Source organism: Kingella bonacorsii, assembly GCF_016623605.1.
Classification (GTDB): domain Bacteria; phylum Pseudomonadota; class Gammaproteobacteria; order Burkholderiales; family Neisseriaceae; genus Kingella_B; species Kingella_B oralis.
Genome location: NZ_JAEHNZ010000001.1, coordinates 204122 through 225708, shown reverse-complemented (window position 1 = coordinate 225708; position 21587 = coordinate 204122). Strand labels below are relative to the sequence as shown.

Genomic DNA, 21587 nt, shown 5'->3' with positions numbered 1-21587 from the left:
CATGCCCGCTGGGCTATTGTATGGCTTGATTGTGTTGGCTTATCTGCTGTTTTCGGAATTGCTCACCAACCCCAACCGCTTTAACTGGCTGCTGTTTGCAATTTGGGCGGGGCTAATTTTGCTGCCCAGCCTTTATTTTGAGCTGCAAGTAAACCGCTTTATCGCGCATGAACTGCAAGTAAACCGCTTTATCGCGCAATCGCTCGCCGCGATAAGGCAGCCTGAAAAATGGTCTGCGGGCAAAAAGCTGCTTTGGTTGCTGCACGGGCTTGTGCCCTTGGGCATGGCGGCGTTCTCTTTTTATAGCGCGTTTACTCTCCACGACCATTCGGTAATATGGCTAAAAGTGGGCTTTTTTACCTTGCTGCTGGGGATTTTTATCTATCGCTATTTGCTGCTGCACTTGGGGTTTGAGGCAGCCTGAAACGTTTAGGGAGAAATAGGATGACGATTGCGCGTTTGCAACAAATGTATTTGTACTATTCGTATGCAGTATTGGCGGTTTTGCTGTTTACGCTGTTGAAGCAAAATGGCTTTGCTTTATATTGTTTGCTTCCTTTCCCCTTGCTTTGCAATCATGCGATTTTTGACTTGGTGGATTGTTTAAAAAACCAGAAGCCTTTTTACGACAAATTGCTACGTGCTAACGAGCCTGCCGCGCCGTTTTATCTGTTTGCGGCAATCAGCTGCCTGCTGTTTTCAGAATCCAATGATAACGGCTTTAACTGGCTGCTGTTCACGATTGGATTGACATTGATAACGCTGCCCAATCTTTACTTTGCGCGGCAATTTAACCGCCTTGTCGCACAGTTGCCCAATGCCACAGGGCAGCCTGAAAACTGGTCGGCGGGCAGAAAATTGTTTTGGTTGATAACAGGTCTTGTGCCTTTGAGCATTTCTATCCTTGCCTTTTATACGGCGTTTACACGAGATAACCAAATGGCGCAGGGCATCAATATTGGCTTATTGACATTATTGACAAGCATTTTGATGTACCGCCATTTGCTGCTGCATTGGGGATTAGGGCAGCCTGAAAACACCCAAACCAACTGAAATGGTTATGCCCACCCATCACAACAGCCTTTTCAGGCTGCCTTATTCATTACACCATCCCAACCGTTTAACCCATTTTCAGGCTGCCTAATATTCAATACTCCAAAGGCAGCCTGAAAACCACACACAAAGGACACCCCATGAAAATCATCTTCGCAGGCACACCCGATTTTGCCGCCGCCGCGCTTAACGCCATCGCCGCCGCAGGCTTTGACATCCCGCTCGTTTTAACTCAACCCGATCGCCCGAAAGGACGCGGTATGCAGTTGCAAGCGTCGCCCGTTAAACAAGCCGCGCAGGCACTCGGCTTGCGCGTTGAGCAGCCTGAAAAACTGCGCGGCAACGCCGAAGCTCTTGCCCTGCTGCGCGAAATGGATGCCGACATTATGGTGGTTGCCGCTTACGGCTTGATTTTGCCGCAGGAAGTGTTGGACGCGCCCAAACACGGCTGCCTGAACATCCACGCTTCACTGCTGCCCCGTTGGCGCGGCGCGGCTCCGATTCAACGCGCGATTGAAGCGGGCGACGCGGAAACAGGCGTATGCATCATGCAAATGGACGCAGGGCTGGACACAGGCGCGGTGGTCAGCGAACACCGTTGCCCGATTTTGCCCAGCGACACCGCCAACGAAGTGCACGACAAACTGATGCAGCTTGGCGCAGCAGCCATCGTGGCGGATTTGCAGCAATTGCAGCTTTCAGGCTGCCTAAACGCCACACCGCAGCCTGAAAACGGCATCACCTACGCGCAAAAATTGAGCAAAGACGAAGCGCAAATCAACTGGCAGGAAGACGCGGCAACCGTGTCGCGCAAAATCCGCGCGTTTAACCCCGTGCCCGCCGCGTGGACGCAATGGCAAGGCAAGCCGATGAAAATCTGGGTGGCGGAAGCGATGGCAGGCAGCGGCGCAGCAGGCACGGTGTTGAGCGCAGACGCGGCGGGCATCATCATCGCTTGTGGCGCAGGCGCATTGCGGATTACCGAATTGCAGCCCGCAGGCAGCAAACGCATGACGGCGGCGGCGTTTTTGGCGGGGCGCGAGTTGGCGGCGGGCAAGGCGTTTGAATAAGCATCGCCAATCAGCACAAAGCCTCACTTAACTCGCCCTGCTGCCGCTATATTCCCTTTTTCACGCAGCCTGAAACCCATCCCCCAAAGGAACCCCATGTCGCTCTCCCAAGTCCAAACCCTCGCCGCGCAAACGCTCGCCGCCGTTGCCTCGGGCAAAAACCTATCCGACGAGCTTGCCTACATCATCGCGCAAACGCCCGAGCTCACCGCGCAAGACAAAGGCATGCTGCAAGACATCGCCTACGGCTGCCAACGCCATTTAGGCAGCCTGAAATTCATGCTCGGCAAAATGCTCAACAAACCCATCGACAACGAAGCGCTGCAAAGCTACCTGCTCGTTGCGCTTTATCAGCTGAACCACACGCAAAACGCGCCGCACGCCGTGGTCAACGAAGCCGTGAACCACATCGCGCAAATCGGGCATGGGCAATACCGCTCGTTTGCCAACGCCATCCTACGCCGCTTTTTGCGCGAAAAAGAAGGGCTGAACAAAGCCTGTCGCTATGACGATGTTGCTAAACACAATCTGCCCATTTGGCTACAAAAAACTCTGCAAAATCAACACCCCAAACATTGGCACAACATCGCCACCGCTTTCCTAGCCCATCCGCCGCTCACATTGCGCGTAAACCGTCGCCACGCCAATGCCGAGCAATATCTCGCCCTGCTGCACGAAGCGGGACTAAACGGCAAAATTTTGGATGATTACGCCATCCGCCTTGCCCAAGCCGTGCCCGTTGCCCAATTGCCGCGCTTTGCCGAAGGCTGGGCATCGGTGCAAGATTTTGGCGCACAGCAAGCCGCCTATCTGCTTAATCCGCAAAACGGCGAGCGCATTTTGGACGCTTGCGCCGCCCCAGGTGGCAAAACAGGGCATATTTTGGAACTGGCCGATTGCGATGTAACCGCGCTAGACATCGCCCCCCAACGCCTGCAACGCGTGCAAGACAATCTCGCCCGCTTGCATTTTCAGGCTGCCCTACATTGCGCCGATGCCCAAAATTTAAGCGATTGGTATAATGGCGAACCGTTTGACGCAATCTTGGCAGACATCCCCTGCACCGCATCAGGCACCATCAAGCGCAATCCCGACATCAAATGGCTGCGCCGCCCCGGCGATGCCTACAAAACCGCCCGCCAGCAAGAACCCCTGCTGGACGCGCTGTGGAGCACCCTCAAATCAGGCGGGCGCATGCTCTTGGCAACCTGCTCCGTGTTTGAAGAAGAAAACCAACAACAATGCCACCGCTTCCTCAACCGCCACGCCGATGCCCGTTTGCACACTGAACAAACTCTCATCCCAAGCGAAAAACAAGATGGCTTTTATTACGCACTTATTGAAAAACATTAACCGCGTTTTCAGGCTGCCTCAACCTGCAAACAACGGCAGCCTGAAAGCTGCAAGCTTCAACGAAGTTAAAACGAACCTAGCAAGTTTCGGCGAAGCCCAAACCCCATCCGCACCCGCCCCAAGGCAGCCTGAAAACCGCGCCACCCCGTTTTCAGGCTGCCTTGGCGCGCTCATGCTTACCGCCGCCCTGCTCACCGCCCCCGCCGCCCGCGCCGAAACCGTCGCCCCCACCCGCCTTGAAGCCAAAATCCAAAGCAACGGACAGCTCGCCATCAGCACCCGCTTCAAAACCGAGCTGCCCGAGCAACTGCAAAACGCCCTGCAACAAGGCGTGCCGCTGGATTTCTCCCTGTCCTACCGCCTGGAACGCCCCACCCTCGCCTCCTACCGCTTCAAAATCAACCAGCTCATCAACACCGCCAACAGCGTAAACTACCGCCTCAGCTTCCACCCGCTCACCAACCGCTACCGCGTTGCTGTGGGCACATTCTCCACCGAATACAACAGCCTAGCCACCGCACTCAAAGCTATCGGCGCGATTGCCAACTGGCCGGTGCTCAACGAAGGCGCGCTGTCCGACACCCCCGTTAGCGAAGTCAAAGCCCAAATCCGGCTCAACCTTACCACCACCAAGCTGCCCAAACCCTTCCAAATCAACGCCATCAACTCGCGCGATTGGGATTTGGATTCAGGCTGGCACGATTTGACCATTAAGCAATAGGCAGCCTGAAAACCATAAACGGAGCGGCGACGGCTCGTTGCCCAATGCCCAATAATCCCCATTCACTATTTTCAGGCTGCCTCTACCCATCCCCCCGCCCCCAAAGGCAGCCTGAAAACAAGCAAAACGAATTTCAGCGAAGCTAACACCACTTCCATCCCCACCATGCAAAAATTCCTCATCCTCTGCGGCATCCTCTCCTTCATCGCCCTCTACGCCCTCACCCAATCCACCGACAGCAACAGCCCCTACGCCCCCTATTTCTGGACCATCGCCGGCTTCACCGGCGCGCTCGCCGTCGCCATGCTCCTCGTAACCCTGCGCTACATCTGGCACATCGCCCGCGACAAACGCAACCACGTTTTCGGCTCGCAAATCGCCCGCCGCCTATCGGGCATGTTTGCCATCGTCGCCGCCCTGCCCGCGCTGTTCCTGCTCGGCGTCGCCGCCCAATTCATCGCCCACAGCATCAACTCATGGTTCGGCAATGACACCAAAGAAGCACTGGAACGCAGCCTGAAACTCAGCCAAACCGCGTTAGACAACGCCGCCGGCAACAGCGTTCAAGCCGCCCAACGCATCCGCGCCAACCTCGCCACCGCGCTCGTTCAAAACAAAGCCCCCAACGAAGCCTTCCAAACCCAATTAGCCCGCGAGTTCAGCCACCTCGCCATCTGGCAGCTAAACGGCCACAAACTCATCGCCGAGCGTAATCCGCAAAAACTCCCCGCTCCCGATTTTGACCCCGCCATCCTCAAATCCCTGCAACAGCAGCAAATCATCCGCAGCATTGAAAACGTAAATGGCACGTTATATGCTAGCGGCTGGATAATGCTGCCAAAATACGTCAGTCAGCAATACATCTTCTTTTTCAGGCAGCCGATTCCCGAAAGCGTCGCTAAAGATGCCGAGCTCATCGAATCCGCCCGCGCCAAATACGCCGAACTCGTCTTCGCCCAAAAAGGCCTGCAAACCTTCTTTCTCGCCACCCTGCTCATCGCCGCCTTGCTCGCCATCCTCTTATCGCTTGCCGCCGCCCTTTATTTCGCCCACCGCTTTGTAGAACCCATCCTCGCTCTGGCGGACGGCGCGCGCTCCGTTGCCCACAACGATTTCAGCCGCCGCATCCCCGTAAACAGCCAAGACGAGCTGGGCAAGCTCGCCGGCATGTTCAACTACATGACCCAACAGCTTGCCAACGCCCAATACGCCAACGAACGCCACCGCAAAGAACAAGAAGCCGCCCGCCATTATTTAGAACGCGTGTTAAGCAGCCTGAGCGCAGGCGTGATTACCCTCGGCTACTCCGGCAGCCTGAAAACCTACAACGCCAGCGCCGAAAACATGCTGGACATCAACCTCGCCCAACTCATCGGCGAACCAAGCAGCGCATGGCAAGATTTAAGCCCCCAGCACCACGCCGCCGCTAACCTAATCAACGCCCTGATTGCCAGCGAACACAGCCCCGACCCCGTTGAGCTTTCCTACACCGCCCAAGACAGCAGCCGCATCCTGCTGGGCAAAGCCATCCGCCTGCCCGCCGAAAACGGCAAAGGTCTCGTGCTCGTGTTCGACAACATCACCGAACTCGTCCGCGCCCAAAAAGAAGCCGCATGGGGCGAAGTCGCCAAACGCCTTGCCCACGAAATCCGCAACCCCCTCACCCCCATCCAGCTCTCCGCCGAACGGTTGGCATGGAAATTGCAAGACAAACTGGATACAAAAGACGCGCAGATTCTCACCAAATCCACCGATACCATCATCAAACAAGTCGCCGCGCTCAAAGAAATGGTAGAAGCCTTTCGCAACTACGCCCGCGCTCCAAGGCTAAAACTCACCGAAACCAATCTCAACGCCCTGGTTTCCGAAGTTTTAGTGCTCTACGAAAGCATCCCCTGCCAATTCATCGCCGATTTCAGCCCCAAACCCGCGTGGATAAAAGCCGACACCACCGCCATGCGCCAAGTGTTGCACAACCTGTTCAAAAACGCCGCCGAAGCAGCCGAAAGCGACCCGCAGCCTGAAACGCACATACAAATACTGGTGCACGAGACCACCATCAGTCTCACCGTAACCAACAACGGCAAAAGTTTCACCCCGCAGATGCTGCAAAACGCCTTTGAACCCTATGTTACCGACAAACCCGCAGGCACGGGGCTGGGCTTGCCCGTAGTCAAGAAAATCATAGAAGAACACGGCGGGCACATCAGCATCGCCAACCAAATACCGTCGGGTGCCAACATCAGCATCACACTACCTAAGATAACAACAACAGAAGCAGAAAACTCATGAGAAGTACAGACATCTTGATCGTCGATGACGAAATTGGAATTCGCGAAGTATTGCAGGAAACTCTTGAAGATGAAGGCTACACCGTTTCGTTGGCTGCCAACGCCGGCGAAGCGCGTGCCATGCGAAACAAAAACCGCCCCGCCCTTGTGCTGCTGGATATTTGGATGCCCGATAGCGACGGTATTACCCTGCTCAAAGAATGGGCGAAAAACGGACAGCTCACCATGCCCGTGATTATGATGAGCGGACACGGCAGCATCGATACCGCCGTAGAAGCCACCAAAATCGGCGCGCTGGATTTCTTAGAAAAGCCCATCCCCTTGCAAAAACTTTTGCAAACCGTTGAACGCGCGCTCAAACAAAGCGAAACCGCAGACAACAAAAGCGCCGTTATCGAAGGCTTGGGTAACAGCGCCGTAATTCAAAACTTCAATCAGCAAATCAAACAAGCGCAAACGCATAACAACGCCGTGCTGCTCATTGGCGAAACAGGCTCGCCCTTTGAAATCATCGCCCGCTTTTTCCACAAAGAAAACACCCCATGGGTGCAACCCACACGCCCCGAGCAAATCATCGACATCCCCAGCGAATTGCTCAACAAAGCTACCAACGGCGTGCTTTATTTGGGCGATATTTCGCAATCCAGCAAAAACATCCGCCAAGGCATCGCCTTTCTCACCAGCAAAGCCGACAAACACAACACCCGCATCGTGTTTACCAGCTCGCGCCCGCTTAACGAGCTTTTGGATAATTCCCAAAGCGACACCCGCCTGATGAGCGTTTTGTCCAGCGCCATCATCAACATTCCTGCTTTGCGGCAGCATTCCGAAGATATCCCTTTTATCGTCAACAAACTACTCAACGAAATTGCTCCCAACCGCCCCGTCAAATTTGCCGCAAGCGCGATGAACCGCCTGCGCCAATATGATTGGCCGGGTAATTTTGAACAATTGAAAAACGTGGTAAACAGCTTGGTGTTGAACTGCGAACAAAACGAAATCAGCGATGTTGCTGTTTCCCGCCTGCTCAATCAATTCAACACCGAAGAGATTTTTGCCGACATTCGCAGCGCATTCAATTTCAACCTTCCCCTGCGCGAACTGCGCGAAGAGTTGGAACGGCGCTATTTTGAATTTCACATCCGCCAAGAAAACCACAACATGAGCCGCGTCGCGCAAAAAGTGGGCTTAGAACGCACCCACTTATACCGCAAGCTCAAACAGCTTGGCATCACATTCTCCCGCCGCACGGCGAATAATGGCGAAAAAGAAAGCAGCAACGACTAAGCCGCATAATCATAAACCCGCATCATTGGATTGGATGCGGGTTTTGCTTTTTCAGGCTGCCTCTGTTTTCAGGCTGCCTCAATATAAAAGGCAGCCTGAAAAGCTGCCTTCTATTGTTTACTTCAACTCGTTATACAAATCGCGTATCCATTTATTGGCACGCGCATCGTTCAACGGTTTACCCGTTTGGTCCAGCAGCACAACACGCTGCCCATTCGGCTCTTGCACCAAGCCCACCAGCAACTGCACGGGCTGATTAGATGCGGCAACAGGCTGTTTGTCTTTCTTACCTTTGAACCAGCGGCTTAACAAACCGGCTTTGCGATTATCTGCCGCCGCTTGCGCCAGCTCTTCGCTTTGCGTTGGCGCAGGACGCACGATAAACATGCCCCGCTCGCTCACAAACTGCTGCACCGTCAAACCCACGCGGTCAAGCGCCGCCGCAATACGGTTTACATTGCGCTCTGCCGCGCCATATACAATCACGCTATCTTGTTCCAACTTGGCAAATTCCGTGCCTTGCGCTTGGTCTGCGCGAACCGCCGTTTGTTGTGTGGCAACCGCTTCATCCACGCCTAAATACTGCATGAAGCGCGACAAAAACGCTGCTTCCAAATTAGGGTCGTTGGCGCGGGGCTGCCAAATGGTGCTTTCTTCTTTTTTGCTGTCAAAGACTTCTTCCAAGCCTTTGTGGGTAAAGAAAATATCCAAATCGCCCGTGTGGCTGTTGCGCTCCATGCGAATCAAGAATTTATCCCGTTCGCTGGTGGTATACACGCCGCCCATGCCCACTTTGTCAAACAATTTACGCAAGCCTTGATTCGGCAATTTGGCACGGTTTTCTGCCCATTCGGTTTCCATCAAGCCCGCTTGTGGCTCTTCGGAATAAATGGTGAAGCCTGCTTCTTGCCAGAATGCGCGCAGCAAAGGCCACATTTCGGCTGCCGATTTGTTTTTCACCACCAACCAGCGTTGGTTACCTTGGCGTTCAATATATGCGTCTTTCACTTGATTCAAGACTTTTTTTCTGCCTTGCGATTTGGTTTCTTTCATCGCATCGGGGCTGGCGGTTGTGCCTCTGGGCAAGCTGTATAAATCGCCGTTGCGCGGGTCGTTCAAATCGGGAGGGACTTCCAAACTCACGATTTTATTGTTTGCCGATTGGTAATCCAGCTTCGGATTTTCTTTTTTGCTGCCTGAACAGGCAGCGAGACTGATAGCGGTTAAGGCTAAGACAAGGGGTTTGATGTGGTTCATGTACACCTTCCAAAAAAATCAAATCAAGTTGGTTGCTTTTAAAGCAGCACGAACTTTCTCTTGCGCGGCAGGGCTTAATGGCAAGATAGGCAAGCGCACGTGTTCCGCGCACACACCCAGTTGCGATGCTGCCCATTTGGGCGAAGCGGGGCTAGGCTCACAGAACATCACGTCATACAAAGGCACAAGTCGTTTATTAAGCTCGCGGGCTTGGGCAATATTGCCATCCAATGCGCTATGGCACATTTGCGAGAACAATTTAGGCGCAACGTTGCCTGCCACGTTAATCACGCCTTTGCCGCCGCACAGCATATTCGCCATGCCTGTGGGGTCGTCGCCCGAATAAACGGCAAAACCTTCGGGTACGTTGTTAATCAAAGAAACCACGCGCCCAATGTTGCCGCTGGCTTCTTTTACGCCCACGATGTTGGGGATTTGAGCCAAGCGGATAATGGTGTCGTTGCACATATCCACCACGGTGCGTCCTGGCACGTTATAAACAATCATGGGAATGGCAGCGGCTTCGGCAATGGTTTTGAAGTGTTGATACATGCCTTCTTGCGAAGGTTTGTTGTAGTAAGGGACAACAGACAGCGTGTAGTCTGCGCCCAGTTTTTCGGCTGCTTGGGCAAGCACAATTGCTTCGCGGGTGTTGTTTGCGCCTGCGCCTGCAACCACAGGAATGCGCTTGTTGGCGGTTTTGATTACGGTTTCAACCACTTTCAAATGCTCATCAACGGAAAGGGTGGCGGATTCGCCTGTTGTGCCCACGGCAACGATGGCATCGGTGCCATTGGCGATGTGCCATTCAACCAATGCTTGCAGTTGTTCGTAGTTCACGCTGCCATCGGCGTGCATGGGGGTAATGAGTGCAACAATGCTTCCTGTTAGCATAATATTCACCTTTTATTCGTGAAAAATTGAAAAACGTTGCAACGTGTGCAACGGCGCATAATTTTAGCCTATTTCCAAGCCTGCGCAAAATTAAAACACATATTCAGGCAGCCTGAAAGCTGTTTTTGTAAATAAACGTAAATATTCAGCAGGCAAAAATGGAGGGTTAATAACAATCGGCAATCATTTTCAAATTAGTTATTTGATGTTGCTATGAATTTTGCGGGATAAAAATGCTTATCATCTTAAATCCATAGGCAGGGCATTGTTGATAATTGTTTGTATTTTAATATGAAATTTGATTTTTACTGAAACATTGCTACAATGCGCTCCGCGTTGAGACGTGATGTCTCTCTCGTTTTTTAACATTCACATTACAAGGAAAATAAATATGCAAGGCGATAAAGAAGTTTTGGCTTATATGAACGAGTTGCTGGCCGGCGAACTGGCTGCCCGCGACCAATATTTTATTCATTCCCGCATGTATGCCGAATGGGGCTACACCAAATTGTTTGAGCGTTTGAACCATGAAATGGAAGAGGAAACGCAACACGCGGAAGATTTCATCCGCCGCATTTTGATGCTGGGCGGCACGCCTAAAATGATTCCCGAGGGCTTGAACATCGGCACAACGGTGAAAGAATGCTTGGAAGCGGATTTGGCAACGGAAATGCATGTTCGCGCGGCGTTGAAACAAGGCGTGAAATTGTGCGAAGAAAAACAAGATTATGTTACGCGCGAATTGATGGTGGGTCAGCTGAAAGACACGGAAGAAGACCACGCGCATTGGTTGGAACAACAGCTTCGCTTGATTACGATGATGGGCGAGCAAAATTACTTGCAAAGCCAAGTGTAAGGATTGGGCGATGCAAGGAGACCGTCAAGTTATCCAACAGCTGAACAAGAATTTGGGCTTGCTGCTGGTTACCATTAACCAATATTTTCTGCACGCGCGCATTTTAAAAAATTGGGGTTTAGAGGAATTGGGCTGCAATTTCTATAAACGCTCGATTAAAGAGATGAAATCGGCGGATGCGATTATCGAGCGCGTGTTGCTGCTCGAAGGCTTGCCCAATTTGCAAGAGCTGGGCAAATTGCTGATTGGGGAATCGCCTGCGGAAATTATTGATTGCGATTTGAAAAAAGAATATGAAAAACATGATGCGCTGATGGCGGCGATTGCGGTTTGCGAGGCGCATCAGGATTATGTTTCGCGTGATTTGTTGGAAGAACAGAAGTTTGAAAACGAGGAACGCATTGATTGGTTGGAAACTCAGCAGGAGTTGATTGCCAGCATGGGCATTGAAAACTATCTGCAACTCGGGGCGCAAGAGGACGATTAAAACAAACCACTACCAAAACTCTGGTAAGTCGAGTACACAAGAAAAACCACCTGCTTAGTTTAGCGGGTGGTTTTTATTTTTCAGGCTGCCTATTGCGGCTGTGTGAGGCAGCCTGAAAATGGGTAAAGCGTATTTCAATGAAGCAAACGTGTTTGCTGGTTTTTTGCTTTTCAGGCTGCCTTTGCGGTTGTGCAATAGGCAGCCTGAAAATGTATTTAATAGGCATGGGTGGCTTGCGGTTATTTGCCAACGTGTTGCCGTTCTATCCGCTGCGCTATTTGGCAACGAGTCATCGCCCCTCTATTAGCTTTCAGGCTGCCTTTTAGTGTGCTTAATTGAGGCAGCCTGAAACGGCTTAATAGGCTTTATTGTTTTAGCCCTGCTAAACCGCGCTTTACTCGTTTTCAGGCTGCCTAAAATTGTGTCATCACACGGGCAAGCTGGATAACCGCCCACGCGCTCACCAGCAAGCCTGCCATCAGCCGCAGCCCTTTCTTTTGCAACAGCGCGCGCAGTTGGCTGGCGAACAGCCCTGCGGCGATGAGATTAGGCAGCGTGCCCAGCCCAAATGCGAGTAAATACAAGCCGCCCCACAGCGCGGAGCTACTGCCCAACGCGTAAAGCGAGGCGTTGTACACCAAGCCGCAGGGCAGCCAGCCCCACAGCATCCCCGCGCCGAAGCAGGCGGGCAGGCTTTGGATGGGCAGCAGTTTGTTTAATAGCGGGTTGAGCCGTTGCCAGATGGGTCGCCCGATGTGTTCTATTTTGGCTGCCCATGCCAGGATGTTGGCGAGATACAGCCCTGTGAACAGCAGGAGCAGATTGGCGAGGGCGGCGAGGATAAGTTGCAGGGTGTGGGTGTGGGCGAGCGTGCTGCCGAGCTGCGAAAGCGCGCCCATCAACGTGCCGATTAGGGTGTAGCTGGTGAGCCTGCCGAGGTTGAGCAGGATGATGAGCCAATGGCGTTTAATGTGCGGCGGCAGTTGCAAGGCGAAGGCGGTGGACAAGCCGCCGCACATGGCGATGCAATGCGTGCCGCCGAAAAAGCCGAGTAGAAACAGGGTGAACAGGGTTACAGAGGGCATGGGATGGCGTGTGCGTGAAAAGGGTGGGATTTTACTGGTTTTGTGGTTTTCAGGCTGCCTTTCGGATGCAAAAAAGGCGGTTGGATGGATTGCCAACCGCCTTGGGTGTAGGCAATAGGCAGCCTGAAAAAGTGTAAACAACGCGATGTTTTCCAACACCGTTTATTAGGCTGGAAATTAGGTTCGTAGGGTGTGAGAACTGGTTCACGCAACGCTTGGCAGGGCTTAAACGGTGCGTGGCAGAGCCACATACCCTACTTGCTATACCAAGTAAGGCAACCTGAAAACGGTTGATGAAGCCCATCCCGTTTTCAGGCTGCCGATTAAATGCGCGGAATAAGGTCAAGCCGCTTCGCGGTGGTAATGCCGCAGGGCATGTTCTTTGCGCCGCCCGTGGCTGAACGCGGACACGCGCTTCAAGTAGCCAATCACGCGCGTGCCGTAGTCAATATCGGGCGAGCCGCACGCGCTGCACGCGCTGAGCGTGCGCTTGTCTATGTGTTCGCATTGGTTGCAAATGGTGATTTTCACATTGGTGCAGAAATAATTGCAGCCTGTTTTGGCGGCGATGTCTAGCAAGGCACGAAAGCCTGATTGCGGCAGGGCTTCGTCTAAATTCAAATGCAATGCCGAGCCGCCGTCTAGCCAGTCTATCAACTCGCGCCCATGCAGCAGGAATTTATCCAGCGCGTTGGTTTTATCGTCTTCCACCACATAGAAATAAGAGTTATAGCAATCGCGCGGCACAAAATAGCCGTCTGCCTTATCCCATTTGGCGTTTTTCACGCCCAAGTTTTCGGCGGGCACAAATTCGGTGTTGAATTTCACGCCGTATTTGGCGTTGGCGGCTTTGTTGGCTTCAAAGATAATTTTGAGCCGCGATTGCACAAAATCTACATATTCGGGCGTATAGGCAGCCTGAATGCCTTGGCTTTCGGCGGCTTCCACCATGCCGTTGATGCCGATGGTTAAAAATTGCTTATCCAGCGAGATAAAGCCCGCATCGTAAACAGGCAACAAGCCCGCCGCTTGGTATTCTTCCATCAGCTTGCGGTAGGCATATTGATAGCGGTGGATTTTGTCCACTTCAACCGCCAAATCGCGCCCATCTTGCACCAAGCGATTCATGTTGATGGTAATCACGTTAATTGACCCCGTTGCCACGCCACCCGCGCCCAGCGAATAGGAAAAGGTGCGGTCTTCAATTTGGTTGCGCAGTCGGCAGCAAGATGCCAGCGAATCGGGGTTGTCGGATTGGTACACAAAAAATGAATTGCCCTGGCTTAATTCATGCGCAAGCATATTGGCAAACTCATCATCCTTGCATTTGCCCTGCTCGGTGAGCATCGCCGCCGTTACCACGGGGAAGGTGAGCACCGCTTTGTTGCGCTCTTGGTTGAACCAATTTAGGAAAAATTTTTGCAAGCGCGACACGCTCGCCCACACGGGTTTGGTGAAATCGGGGAACACAAAATCGCCAAACATCGCGTCAAAATAATAGCGGTCATACAGCGAAATATTCCAAAACACGCTTTGGTAGCCCCGCGCGGCGGCGGGCTGATTGATGCTGTACACCACTTGCTGCAAGGCGTTTTCAATCTCGCTGCGGTGGGTGGTCAAATAATCCGCGCCAAAATCCTTGCGTGCGAAATAATCAAAATAAGTCAAAAATTCCACCGTTGCCACCGCGCCGGCAAACTGGGCGCTGATGGCAAACACAAAGTTGATAAACGAGCCGCAAAACGAGGCCAAATGCTGCGGCGCGCGCGATTCGCCGCCCAATTTGGTGAGACCATCGCGCAAAAACGGATACATGGTTACCGACACGCAATAGGGTTTCAGGCTGGTTTCATCGTGCACATAAATTTCATGCGCTTCAATTTGGCGCACATATTCGCGCGCCAAATCGTCGCCAAATAATTCGCCAATTTTGCGCGACACTTGGGCGCGGTTAATTTGCACGAAAACGTCTTTAAGCAACTCGCTTTCCAGCGTGGCGATGTTTTTATGGGTAACGTTGGCGTTGGCATCCATGGTTGAGCCGTCTGCCGCGTTGTGCGCCGCCATATAGTGTTGGATAAAGCTGAGTTTGGATTGGATTTGTTCGGGATGCAGCCGAAGCATGATGTTCTCCAATGTGTGAGTGGTTGAAAAAACACCGCAGCACGTTTCAGGCAGCCTGAAAAGAACTGCAGCAGGGAAAACTGTTTTTGTTGTGATGGTATGGCGGGCTTGTTTACCCGATTGAGGCAGCCTGAAAACGTTATTGTTGGCAGTTTGTTGTGCTGCGCGTTTGCCGTGCGCCCGTTTTCAGGCTGCCTCATGCCACATTTCGCGCCGTTGCAATCATCCCGCTAAGGCAGCCTGAAAACACCACCCAGCGCAGCAACATCTATTGCCGCCGCCAAAACGAAGACGTTAAATCCGCCCCCGTTTCCAAATCCACAAAACGCTGATTGGTATTCGGATTATCCAGCCCACCGCGCTCGGGCAGCCACCGCCCCGTTTTCAAAAACGACAGCTCAGGCAACAGCATCGGCGGCACTTCCCCCCATTCTAAGCCCGTGTATAAACACGTTTTCAAGCCAAATTCATCACGCGCCACCCGCAGCAGTGCCAACAAGTTTTCAGGCTGCCATTCGCCGCCCAAAAACAATACGCAAGTGAGCAAACCCGCATACCGCCGCAACCGCTCGCGCAAATAATCCACCGACAAATCCGCACCCAACCCCGCCTTCCAAGAATCCGCGCTGTGGCAGCCCACGCAGCGCAAAGGGCAGCCTGAAAACAAAAACGCCAGCGACACCTCATTGGGCACTTCCTGCCACACAATTTCTTCGCGCGTAAAACGCAGCGGCGGCGTTTTCGACGCGTTTTCATAGTGAAGCCAAATTGTATTCATAAAAATAACCAATAGAGCAAGGTAAAAAATTGCCCTAAAAGCCAATCGGTTTAGGGTGAAAACGGAACGAAGTTTATGCCTAATCGCGGTTACAAAAATTGACGCACATCAAATTTAAACATTCGTAAATTACGAATGTTTGCTAAGTTGCGGAAAATATGGAAAACAAATTTGCGTCGCGCATTTTCATTTTCAGACTGCCAAATGGCGGATGGCGGGTTCATTCTATTGTAGAGCAAGCAAGCACAATATATTGTTTATCAAGCGATTTATTTACAAACAATGCAAACGGGTTTTCAGGCTGCCTGCCCTGCGAAGTAGAGCCGCACAGCGAAAACGCTTTATAATGCCGTCTCTTTTGATGCAACCTGAAACGCCGCAACCTAAAACACCATCCCACGCTGCCCAAACCACAAGGATAACCCATGAACAGCCATCTCAATCAACTTCACCCCTATCCATTCGCCCGCCTGCGCGAAGCCATGCAAGGCATTGCGCCACCCGATGGCATCAGCGAAATCCCGCTTTATATCGGCGAGCCCAAACATCCCACGCCGCCCGTGCTCACCGATGCGCTGATTGCCGCGCTGCCCGAGCTGTCCAAATATCCCGCCGCGCTGGGCTTGCCCGAGCTGCGCCAAGCCTGCGCCAATTGGCTGCATCGCCGTTACGATGGCTTAACGTTGAACCCCGACACGCAAATTTTGCCGATATTGGGCAGCCGCGAGGCGTTGTTTTCCTTTGTGCAAGCCGCGCTTGACCCTGTTGCCAGCGAAAAGCCCGTTGTGGTGTCGCCCAATCCGTTTTACCAAATCTACGAAGGCGCGACGATTTTGGGCAACGGCGAAATTGTGTACGCCAACACCGTCGCGCCGCGTTTTTTGCCCGATTGGGGCAGCGTGCCCGCCGAAAAATGGGCGCGTTGCAAAATCGTATTCGTGTGCTCGCCCGATAACCCCACAGGCAGCGTACTAACGCGCGATGATTGGGCGCAATTATTTGAATTGCAAGATAAATACGGCTTTATCATTGCTTCCGATGAATGCTATGCCGAAATCTATTTTGACGGACACAAACCCATCGGCTGCCTGCAAGCCGCCGCCGAGTTGGGGCGCACGTTTGACAACATCATCATGTTTACCAGCCTATCCAAACGCTCCAACGCGCCCGGTTTGCGCTCGGGCTTTGTGGCAGGCGATGAAAAATTGCTCAAACCGTTTTTGCTCTATCGCACCTACCACGGCAGCGCGATGAGTTTGCCCGTGCAACGCGCCAGCATCGCCGCTTGGAACGATGAAGCCCATGTTGAAGCCAACCGCCGCGCCTATCAGCAAAAATTTGACCGCGTGGTGCCAATTTTGCGGCAAAAATTCAACGTAACCATGCCGCAAGCCTCGTTCTACATTTGGCTGCCCATCCCAGATGGCGACGATTTGCGCTTCACGCAGGAACTCTACCGCGCAACGGGTGTGCAAGTATTACCCGGCAGATTTTTCGCTCGCGACACGGAACACGGCAACCCCGGCAAGGGCTATGTTCGCATTGCCTTGGTGGACGAAATAGAAAAATGCGTGGAAGCAGCGCAGCGGATGGTGGCTTGTTATCAGGCGTAAAAGCGTTTTCAGGCTGCCTATCACGAATGAGACAGCCTGAAAATATAGTTATTAAACCTATTTAAATAAGCCGAGTAATTTATGAAAAAACAATCCATTTTATCTTTTGTTAAACTATTAACTGTGCTGAGCACTCTCATGCCGCTATCAGCTATGGCTCAATTTGATATTGAATCAGCTGATGCACTAGTACAAGAGACTGAGCGCATCAAAGAGCAATATCCAGGTGATCGTAATATTAGAAAAGTTTGCGAACTAAGTTTGTTAGCAACATTACGCACCATGAATGTTACAGAACAACACCCACATTTTCAGGATTTATACCAACCTGAAAGCTGTGTTCAATACGTAATACAATCGAGAATTACGGCGTTAATTATTTCAATCAATGAACGCACTCCTCAACAAAATCTTTCTGTTAATCCCGCTAAAATTAAGCTGGTTCTACCTGACGTAAAAGATTTTCCATTTTTACAAAGCGTAAAGCAGCATGGAAACAAAGTAGATTTTGTATTTAATGATGTTATTCCCGAATTAAATGGGCGTAAGCTAGAAATGTCTTTTACAGTAGAAAAAAGATATGATGAATTACATTTGGAATTCAAGAGTACACAACAAACAACCTTATCAAATGAATTTCTACCCGTAACGCTTCGTAGATTTTAAACATAATATAATTCAGATTTCCAAGTATATGCTATTAAATTATAAATAACATTGGATGTAATAACACTTTTTTCTAACTAAGGCAGCCTGAAAACCGCCCTACCCCATTTTCAGGCTGCCTATTCACCAAAGATCACACATCATGCAAGAAAATAAATACACCACCGAACAAATCCTGTGGATAAAACACCATAGCCCCACCCACATCACCTTCGCCACCACCCGCCCCGAAAGCTACCGCTTCGCCGCAGGGCAGTTCGCCCGCCTCGGCTTCACCCAAGGCGCAGGCTTCATTTGGCGCGCCTATTCCATCACATCCGCCGAATACGCCGATACGCTGGAATTTTTTGCCATTTTAATTCCCGATGGCGAAATGTCTGCCAAGCTCGCCGCCATGCAAGCGGGCGACAGCATCCTGTTAGACAAAACCGCGCAAGGCTTTTTCCTGCCCGAGCGTTTTCCCGATGGCGACGATTTAATCATGCTGTGCACAGGCTCGGGCATTGCGCCGTTTCTTTCCATTATTCAGCAGCCTGAAATCTGGCAACGCTTTGACACGCTCGCCCTTGCCCACAGCGTATCGCACAACAACGATTTGATTTTTAACGACCACATCGCCCAGCTTGCCGAGCATCCGCTGGTGGGCGAGTATCACCACAAACTGCGTTTTGTGCCCATCACCACGCGCGAAACCGACCGCGAACGGCTGCATTTCAGGCTGCCTGAAAGCCTGCGCAACGGCAGTTTAAGCCAAGCATTCCAACTCACGTTCAGCAAAGAACGCAGCCGCTTCATGCTCTGCGGCAACCCCGCCATGGTGCAAGACACATTCAAAGCCCTGCTAGACCAAGGCTTCGCCATGCACCGCAACAAAATCCCCGGGCAAATCATGATGGAAAACGGTTTTTAGAACCCCCGCCCGCCAGCGGCACGGCTGCCTAAAATTGACACGCATCAACCAATCCGAGCCCACCCATCGCCCATAAATAGCGTATAATGCGCCCCGTCATTTTCTTTCAGGCTGCCGCCTGAATCATTTTGTAAACACGATAAACCATGATAAGGAAGGTTTAGTATGAGTTTAGTTGAGCTGAAAGTGCCCGATATTGGCGGACACGAAAATGTGGACATCATCGCCGTGGAAATCAAAGCAGGCGACACCGTTGCCCTGGAACAAACTTTGATTACTTTGGAAACAGACAAAGCCACCATGGATGTGCCCGCCGAAACCGCAGGCGTAGTGAAAGAAGTTAAAGTTAAAGTGGGCGACAAAATTTCAGAAGGCGGCGTGATTGCTGTGGTGGAAGCCGCAGGCGCAGCCGAAGCGCCCAAAGCTGCTGCCCCCGCTGCCGAAGCACCCAAAGCCGCAGCACCTGCGCCCCAAGCCGCACAATTTGCAGGCTCTGCTGATGCCGAATACGATGTAGTGGTATTGGGTGGCGGTCCTGGCGGCTACTCTGCTGCCTTTGCCGCAGCCGATGAAGGCTTGAAAGTTGCCCTGATTGAGCAATACAGCACATTAGGCGGCGTATGCTTGAACGTGGGTTGCATTCCATCCAAAGCACTGTTGCACAACGCAGCCGTAATCGACGAAGTGAAACACCTTGCTGCCAACGGCATCAAATTCAACGAGCCTGAAATTGACATCAACGGCTTGCGTAGCTACAAAGAAAAAGTGATTGCCAAATTAACAGGCGGCTTGGCGGGCATGGCAAAAGCGCGCAAAGTGGACATCATTCGCGGTAATGGTCAATTTGTGGGCGCGAACCATATTGAAGTGGCTTTAACCGAATCAGCTCAATACGAACAAGCCACGCAAACAGGCGAGAAAAAAACCGTTGCCTTCAAAAATGCGATTATCGCCGTGGGCAGCCGTGTGGTGAAACTGCCGTTTATCCCCGAAGACCCACGCATTGTGGATTCAACTGGCGCTTTGGAATTGCGCCAAGTGCCTGAACGCATGCTGATTATCGGCGGCGGCATCATCGGCTTGGAAATGGGTACTGTTTACAGCACGCTGGGCGCGCGTTTAGACGTGGTAGAAATGATGGACGGCTTGATGCAAGGCGCGGATCGCGACTTGGAAAAAGTATGGGAAAAAATGAACGCCCATCGCTTTGACAACATCATGACTGGCACCAAAACCGTTGCCGTTGAAGCCAAAGAAGATGGCATCTACGTTACCTTTGAAGGCGAAAAAGCGCCCAAAGAGCCACAACGCTACGACTTGGTGTTGGTTGCCGCAGGTCGCGCACCCAACGGCAAACTTTGCTCCGCCGAAAAAGCAGGCGTGGCAGTAACCGAACGCGGCTTTATTGAAGTGGACAAACAACAACGCACCAACATGCCACACATCTACGCCATCGGCGACGTGGTGGGACAACCCATGTTGGCGCACAAAGCGGTTCACGAAGCACACGTTGCCGCCGAAAACTGCGCAGGGCACAAAGCCTACTTTGACGCGCGCGTGATTCCGGGCGTGGCGTACACCGACCCCGAAGTGGCTTGGGTGGGCGTTACCGAAGAAATCGCCAAACGCGACGGCATCAAAATCACCAAATCGGTGTTCCCTTGGGCGGCTTCGGGTCGCGCCATTGCCAACGGCCGCGACGAAGGCTTCACCAAACTGATTTTTGATGCGGAAACCGGCCTGATTATCGGCGGCGGCATTGTAGGCACGCACGCGGGCGATATGATTGGCGAAATCTGCCTGGCGATTGAAATGGGCTGCGATGCGGTGGATATTGGCAGCACCATCCACCCGCACCCAACCTTGGGTGAATCCATCGGCATGGCGGCCGAAGTGGCAAACGGTACTTGCACCGACTTGCCACCGCAAAAAAAGAAAAAATAAGCGTTTGAGTTGTTAAATGCGTAATGAGGCAGCCTGAAAACCGCAAACAGCGTTTTCAGGCTGCCTTTTTGTGCCGATTTTGCTGATGAATTGAACAAAAAGGAAACGCCATGCCGTGTGAGCTGTATTGCTTAGTAAGCTAAGCATGAAGCGGGCGCGAGATGCCTGATGTAGTGTTTCGCTTTAACCTCGCCTTGTGTGAAGCCACGTTGGAAATTAACGCGCATCCGATGCCCATAGAACATGATTTGCTGAACCTTTAGGCAGCCTGAAAACCCATTTTTCAGACTGCCTTATCCGTTCCTCCCGCAAAAGGCAGCCTGAAACGCCTTTATCAATCCCGCAAAACAACGTACCATTCCGCTTTTTTCATTCCCCCGCCATCATGCCTATCAACCAACACACCCTATGGCAAGCCATCTGCCAAGAAGTCGCCCAAGCCGCGCAATCCGAGCCCATGCTCGCCAGCTTTTTGCACCTCACCGTATTGCGCCACGACAGCTTCGCCCGCGTGCTCGCCTTCCATCTATCCAGCAAACTATCCAGCAGCACCATGGATGCGCGCGCCCTATACGAAACCTTTATGCGCGTGTTAGAAAGCAGCCCCGACATCGTAGAAGCCGCCGTTGCCGACGTTACCGCGTGCTACGACCGCGACCCCGCCTGCGACCAATATTGCCTGCCCCTGCTCTATTTCAAAGGCTACCACGCCATCCAATCGCACCGCATCAACCATTGGCTGTGGAACAACAACCGCCAAACCCTTGCCTATTTTCTGCAAAACCGCGCCAGCGAAGTATTTGGCGTGGACATCCACCCCGCTGCCGTGTTCGGGCATGGCATCATGTTTGACCACGGCACGGGCATCGTTATCGGCGAAACCGCCGTGTTGGGCAACGACATTTCCCTGCTGCACGGCGTAACGCTGGGCGGTTCGGGCAAACAAAGCGGCGACCGCCATCCCAAAGTGGGCGACGGCGTGATGATAGGCGCAAACGCATCCATACTCGGCAACATCCGTATCGGGCATTGCGCCAAAATCGGCGCGGGCAGCGTGGTCATCCGCGATGTGGACGCGCAAACTACCGTGGTCGGCGTGCCTGCCAAAACCGTGGGCGCATCGCACAATGTACCCGCCGAAGACATGGAACAATCGTTTAATACCGACGACTATACCTTCATCATATAGACATCATAT

Annotated in this window: 20 protein-coding genes; 14 read left to right on the top strand and 6 right to left on the bottom strand. The window is 52.4% G+C overall.

From position 1 onward, the window contains the following. The first annotated feature begins 1 nt into the window (after window position 1). The 7 genes from JDW22_RS01170 (at window position 2) to JDW22_RS01140 (ending at window position 7775) form a co-directional block, all read left to right on the top strand. Entirely contained in the window at window positions 2–424 is a 423-nt protein-coding gene (locus JDW22_RS01170; protein ID WP_200521089.1) for a hypothetical protein, read from the top strand. A gap of 20 nt (window positions 425–444) precedes the next feature. Beyond that, window positions 445–1053, top strand: a complete 609-nt coding sequence (locus JDW22_RS01165) for a hypothetical protein (RefSeq protein ID WP_200521087.1) — start codon at window positions 445–447, stop codon at window positions 1051–1053. A gap of 140 nt (window positions 1054–1193) precedes the next feature. After that, on the top strand, window positions 1194–2123 hold the full coding sequence (gene fmt, locus JDW22_RS01160; RefSeq protein WP_200521085.1) for a methionyl-tRNA formyltransferase: 930 nt from the start codon (window positions 1194–1196) through the stop codon (window positions 2121–2123). A gap of 96 nt (window positions 2124–2219) precedes the next feature. Further along, complete coding sequence (gene rsmB, locus JDW22_RS01155; RefSeq protein ID WP_200521083.1) at window positions 2220–3476, top strand: 16S rRNA (cytosine(967)-C(5))-methyltransferase RsmB; 1257 nt, start codon at window positions 2220–2222, stop codon at window positions 3474–3476. Between the two features lie 172 nt (window positions 3477–3648). Beyond that, window positions 3649–4197: a DUF4390 domain-containing protein gene (locus JDW22_RS01150; RefSeq protein WP_200521928.1), complete on the top strand. Its 549-nt coding sequence runs from the start codon at window positions 3649–3651 to the stop codon at window positions 4195–4197. Window positions 4198–4362: 165 nt separating this feature from the next. Beyond that, entirely contained in the window at window positions 4363–6489 is a 2127-nt protein-coding gene (locus JDW22_RS01145; protein WP_200521082.1) for a sensor histidine kinase, read from the top strand. Continuing rightward, window positions 6486–7775, top strand: a complete 1290-nt coding sequence (locus JDW22_RS01140) for a sigma-54-dependent transcriptional regulator (RefSeq protein WP_200521080.1) — start codon at window positions 6486–6488, stop codon at window positions 7773–7775. The genes JDW22_RS01145 and JDW22_RS01140 overlap by 4 nt, the downstream gene beginning before the upstream one ends. A gap of 117 nt (window positions 7776–7892) precedes the next feature. Here JDW22_RS01140 and bamC read toward each other — a convergent pair whose 3' ends face one another. Then, window positions 7893–9032: an outer membrane protein assembly factor BamC gene (gene bamC, locus JDW22_RS01135; protein WP_200521078.1), complete on the bottom strand. Its 1140-nt coding sequence runs from the start codon at window positions 9030–9032 to the stop codon at window positions 7893–7895. Between the two features lie 18 nt (window positions 9033–9050). Beyond that, window positions 9051–9926, bottom strand: coding sequence for a 4-hydroxy-tetrahydrodipicolinate synthase (gene dapA / locus JDW22_RS01130; RefSeq protein ID WP_200521076.1), 876 nt, complete (start codon window positions 9924–9926; stop codon window positions 9051–9053). A gap of 391 nt (window positions 9927–10317) precedes the next feature. Here dapA and bfr (JDW22_RS01125) point away from each other — a divergent pair, with 391 nt between their 5' ends. Together bfr (JDW22_RS01125) and bfr (JDW22_RS01120) are read left to right on the top strand one after the other, a co-directional pair. Next, window positions 10318–10782, top strand: a complete 465-nt coding sequence (gene bfr, locus JDW22_RS01125) for a bacterioferritin (protein WP_200521074.1) — start codon at window positions 10318–10320, stop codon at window positions 10780–10782. Window positions 10783–10792: 10 nt separating this feature from the next. Then, complete coding sequence (gene bfr / locus JDW22_RS01120; RefSeq protein ID WP_003796166.1) at window positions 10793–11269, top strand: bacterioferritin; 477 nt, start codon at window positions 10793–10795, stop codon at window positions 11267–11269. A gap of 73 nt (window positions 11270–11342) precedes the next feature. Here bfr (JDW22_RS01120) and JDW22_RS01115 read toward each other — a convergent pair whose 3' ends face one another. The 4 genes from JDW22_RS01115 to nrdG all read right to left on the bottom strand — a co-directional run bounded on the left by JDW22_RS01115 (window position 11343) and on the right by nrdG (window position 15256). Beyond that, window positions 11343–11495 carry a hypothetical protein gene (locus JDW22_RS01115; RefSeq protein ID WP_003796168.1) on the bottom strand — a complete coding sequence of 51 codons (153 nt, stop codon included), beginning with the start codon at window positions 11493–11495 and terminating at the stop codon, window positions 11343–11345. 187 nt (window positions 11496–11682) lie between these two features. Then, window positions 11683–12354, bottom strand: coding sequence for a sulfite exporter TauE/SafE family protein (locus JDW22_RS01110; RefSeq protein WP_200521927.1), 672 nt, complete (start codon window positions 12352–12354; stop codon window positions 11683–11685). A 342-nt stretch (window positions 12355–12696) separates the two neighbouring features. Continuing rightward, window positions 12697–14478 (bottom strand): anaerobic ribonucleoside-triphosphate reductase, encoded by a 1782-nt coding sequence (nrdD, locus tag JDW22_RS01105; RefSeq protein WP_200521065.1) that lies wholly within the window; start codon window positions 14476–14478, stop codon window positions 12697–12699. Window positions 14479–14746: 268 nt separating this feature from the next. Next, window positions 14747–15256 (bottom strand): anaerobic ribonucleoside-triphosphate reductase activating protein, encoded by a 510-nt coding sequence (gene nrdG / locus JDW22_RS01100; protein WP_200521064.1) that lies wholly within the window; start codon window positions 15254–15256, stop codon window positions 14747–14749. Window positions 15257–15681: 425 nt separating this feature from the next. On the opposite strand from nrdG, the gene dapC reads away from it, so the two are divergent. The 5 genes from dapC (at window position 15682) to cysE (ending at window position 21578) form a co-directional block, all read left to right on the top strand. Next, window positions 15682–16869 (top strand): succinyldiaminopimelate transaminase, encoded by a 1188-nt coding sequence (dapC, locus tag JDW22_RS01095; protein WP_200521062.1) that lies wholly within the window; start codon window positions 15682–15684, stop codon window positions 16867–16869. A gap of 81 nt (window positions 16870–16950) precedes the next feature. Beyond that, on the top strand, window positions 16951–17535 hold the full coding sequence (locus tag JDW22_RS01090; protein ID WP_200521054.1) for a hypothetical protein: 585 nt from the start codon (window positions 16951–16953) through the stop codon (window positions 17533–17535). A gap of 142 nt (window positions 17536–17677) precedes the next feature. After that, window positions 17678–18445 carry a ferredoxin--NADP reductase gene (locus JDW22_RS01085; RefSeq protein WP_200521052.1) on the top strand — a complete coding sequence of 256 codons (768 nt, stop codon included), beginning with the start codon at window positions 17678–17680 and terminating at the stop codon, window positions 18443–18445. Window positions 18446–18610: 165 nt separating this feature from the next. Then, entirely contained in the window at window positions 18611–20389 is a 1779-nt protein-coding gene (gene lpdA, locus JDW22_RS01080; protein ID WP_200521050.1) for a dihydrolipoyl dehydrogenase, read from the top strand. Window positions 20390–20774: 385 nt separating this feature from the next. After that, window positions 20775–21578: a serine O-acetyltransferase gene (gene cysE, locus JDW22_RS01075; RefSeq protein ID WP_200521048.1), complete on the top strand. Its 804-nt coding sequence runs from the start codon at window positions 20775–20777 to the stop codon at window positions 21576–21578. Window positions 21579–21587: the final 9 nt, after the last annotated feature.